General features: G+C 37.9%; 2 protein-coding genes. Both read left to right on the top strand.

Going from position 1 to position 3,565, the window contains the following annotated elements; translation table 11 throughout:
- Positions 1 to 251 (top strand): sensor histidine kinase (locus AC11ZT_RS02620; RefSeq protein WP_484058118.1); only part of this gene is annotated, 251 nt, incomplete at its 5' end.
- A 71-nt stretch (positions 252 to 322) separates the two neighbouring features.
- Positions 323 to 3,478 carry an efflux RND transporter permease subunit gene (locus tag AC11ZT_RS02615; RefSeq protein ID WP_484058117.1) on the top strand — a complete coding sequence of 1,052 codons (3,156 nt, stop codon included), beginning with the start codon at positions 323 to 325 and terminating at the stop codon, positions 3,476 to 3,478.
- Positions 3,479 to 3,565: the final 87 nt, after the last annotated feature.

Below are 3,565 nucleotides of genomic sequence, written 5' to 3'. Positions count from 1 at the left end.
AGGAGATGCAGGATGAACTTGAAATTGTCATCTCTAATACAGGTAACGGAATTCCTGCAGAAGACCTTCCGCGAATTTTTGAACGATTTTATAAAGTAGACAAATCGCATACACGTACGACAAATAGTTATGGACTTGGACTTGCGCTAGTGAAACGGATTATTATTCTGCATAACGGGAACATTTCTGTTATGAGTACGATTGGGGAAGAGACAACCTTTTTCATTCGTTTACCAAAACATACGAGCTAATGATTATGTCACATTCATGACACATACCTTTTGTATCCTTAGGATATTACGAGCTAGAAGGAGTGTTATGAGTGAGCAAACTATTGCATATAAGCTTGAAGAACACCGTGGCTGTTCTAATCTTAGTTATTCTCGTTATTAGTAGTGGTTGGTATGCTACGAACAAAATTAAAGTCGAAACATTTCCGAATATGTCATTTCCCGCTTTATTTGTACAAGCTACTTATATGAATCATTCGGCAAGTGAACTGGAGGATCAGTTAACCAATCCTCTTGAAGATTCGATTAAGCAACAAAGGGGTTACGATACACTAACGAGTACCTCTAGCAATAATACAGCTAATATATCTATTATGTATCCATTCGGTACAGATATGGATAAACAAAAAACAAAGCTAGATGAAGCAGTTAGTAAAGTGAAGGTTCCAGATGGAGCTAAGGTTGAAGTAAAGAAAATTGACACGGGTGCACAGGCTATCTATGAGGTGGCTCTTTCTGCAAATGATTCAAGTCAAGATACGCAAAAGGCAATTGAAGATAATCTTGTTCCTACATTAGAAAAACTAGAAGGCGTTGGAACTGTAACGGTTCAAGGTACGAAAACGCATAAGATTTCAATTGAAGTAGATCAAGACAAAGCGAAAGAATACGGAATTTCGCTGCAAACAATTAAGAGTGCGATTCAAGCGAAAAATTATAAAGTTTCTCTTGGTCAGGTTAAACAAGATGGAACCAATATTCCTCTTGATTTGGAAGGATCTACAGCAAGTTCGGATGATATAAAGAATATTGAAATTTCAGGTGGACAATCAGGCCAGCAAGCAACTACATCATATACGCAAGGTGGATCAGGACAAGCAGCAGGATTAGCGATGGGAGCAACGCAAACGCCAGGGTCTGCTAGTCAAGCAATCGGATCTACTACTACTATAGCAGCAGAAAAGGTAAAGCTTTCTGATATTGCAACTGTTAAAGACGCAACGGATCAGACGGAAATTTCTAGATTTAATGGGAAAGAAAGCTTCTTAATTTCTGTTACAAAGACACAAGATGCAAATACGGCGCAAGTTGTAAAGTTGGTAAAGGATAAAATCACTGAATTCCAAAAGAGCAATAATGTAACCACTTATACCGTGCAAGACCAAGGAAAAGATGTAAATGAATCTATTTCTTCTCTTCTAAAAGAAGGAGGATACGGTATATTATTTGCTGTCATTATCATTCTACTTTTCTTACGGAATGTACGTGCAACAGTAATTGCAATGATTTCGTTACCATTATCTATCTTGGCAACAATTAGCTTATTGCAGCAAACAGACTATACCCTCAATATTATGACACTTGGTGGTATGGCGATTGCAGTTGGACGGATTATTGATGATAGTATCGTAGTTATTGAAAATATATTCCGTTGGAGACAAGAAAAAGGCGACGAATTCAGTATGAAGCAGACAGCCTTTTATGCGACGAAAGAAGTGATGCGAGCTGTTACAGGTTCTACACTTACGACGCTTGTTGTGTTCGTACCGATTGCGTTTGTATCGGGAATGATTGGTCAAATCTTTAGACCATTTGCTCTAGCAGTTGTATTTTCAATTGCTGTTTCCTTACTTGTTGCGTTGTTGGTGATACCGATTTTAGGAAGTATGTTCTTTAAAAAGGTGAAACCTGCAAAGAAAGAAGGGAAACTTGTTCATTGGTATGAATCGTTACTTCGCGTATCATTGCGGAGAAAATGGGTAGTGGTTTTATTATCCGTTCTGTTATTAGTTGGTTCATTATCTATGATTCCAAAACTAGGTGTTTCCTTCTTACCATCAAGTGCATCAACAGCTTTGCAAGCTGAAATAGATGTACCAAATTCAGTAAATGTGAATCAAATGGACGATATTGCCAAGCAAACGGAATCGTATTTGAAAGATCAAAAGGAAATTAAATATAGTCAAGTGTCAATCGGCCTATCAAATGACCGTGCCATGTTCATGGGTGGAAGCAGCAAAAATAAAATCACCTTTGCCATTCAGTTAAATGATAAGGAAAATGCAGATTCATATATTAGTAAATATCAAAAAAATATCGATAGCCTTTCTAAGGAAAAAAATAAAGATGCTACTGTAACTGTAACTGAAAGTCAACAAGGTGGTGTTTCAACAGGAAATAACATCGATATTCAGTTATACAGTTCTGATATGAATAAGCTTACAGATGCCTCCAATACAATTGTGAAAATGTTAGAGAAAAATGATAAATTGAAAAATATATCTAGCAATGTAAGTGACGGACAAACAAAATGGAAGCTTGCTATCAATGATGAGGGCAACAAAGCGGGCGTTTCGTATACTACACTTATGCAAGCAGTAAATGAATATTTATCAACTGTATCCGTTGGTCAATATGAAGTAAATGGTACGAAGCAAGAGGTTACCATTAATTACAATAAACAAATAACATCAAAAGATGATATTAAGAATATTGAAGTAACTACACAAAAAGGTAAGAAAACGGTTGGAGATGTCGCGGACTTAACGGAAGTACAAGTTCCTTCGACACTATATCATGATGACGGCAAGCCACTTGTGAAGATTTCTGCAGTGGTAAAAGGAAACGATACTGCCAAAGTATCACAAAGTGTACAACAAGATGTGAAATCACTATCATTACCAAGCGGCGTGGATGTAAAATTCGGCGGCGGTTTAAAAATGATTAGTGATGGTTTCTCTAGTATGGGACTTGCTATGGGGGCAGCCATTGGGTTTGTGTTCCTCGTATTAAGCTTTACATTTGGCGGCATATTGACACCAATCGTCATTCTATCTTCCCTTATTTTCATTCCAGTCGGGGCGCTAGGAGGGTTATTAATTAGTGGGCAATCCCTTTCTATGAGTGCCTTAATTGGTCTGTTAATGCTAATTGGTATAGTAGTTTCTAACGCAGTCGTTCTACTAGATCGTGTGGAAACGAATCGAAAGCATGGAATGGAATTAGTTGAATCGATTGTGGAAGCAGCAAAGACACGCTTACGGCCGATTTTAATGACGGCATTTGCGACGGTTTTTGCCCTAGTACCACTTGCCTTGTCAACTTCAACAAATGGTTTGATCTCCAAGGGGCTAGCGGTTACGGTAATTGGCGGCTTAACAACCTCCACACTTCTAACGCTAATCTTTGTACCTGTGCTATATGCGATGGTCGGTAAATTTAGAAAGAATCTATCTGATGATTTGTAAATTGTAAAGAAAAGGCCGTTTTCCAGTATGATGGAAAGCGGTCTTTTTTTGTATCTAAACGGAAAACCTCGAGCGAAGCGGTAAGAA

The organism is Ectobacillus sp., assembly GCF_056992975.1.
The sequence above is the reverse complement of the archived record's forward strand: the minus strand, read 5'-3'. Positions and strand labels throughout refer to the sequence as shown.